This is a genomic window from Psychrobacter proteolyticus (genome assembly GCF_038155145.1).
Taxonomy (GTDB): Bacteria; Pseudomonadota; Gammaproteobacteria; order Pseudomonadales; family Moraxellaceae; genus Psychrobacter; species Psychrobacter proteolyticus_B.
The window spans coordinates 1-224 of the sequence record NZ_JBAKAY010000112.1 but is presented as its reverse complement, the minus strand read 5'-3'; the positions used below and the strand labels follow the sequence as shown (position 1 = coordinate 224).

Here is a 224-nt window from a genome sequence, read left to right as displayed (position 1 = left end):
TCTCTAAGCTTTCAGTCAATGCTAATACAGCAGCTTCGTCAATTGGTTGGCTAGCAGCTGCGCTAATCAAACCTGCTTCAAAGGCTTTTAGACCAACAATTCTATAAAGAGCACCAGAGTCTAACAACTGATAGCATAACACTTGTGCTAGACGCCATGTAACTGTGCCATTACCAGCGCCACTAGGACCAACGATACAAATAACAGGGTAGCGCACTGATGAT

General features: G+C 44.2%; 1 protein-coding gene. It reads right to left on the bottom strand.

Annotated elements, in window-relative coordinates; genetic code table 11:
- Window positions 1-224 (bottom strand): (d)CMP kinase (locus tag V6252_RS13185; protein ID WP_341610746.1); only part of this gene is annotated, 224 nt, incomplete at both ends.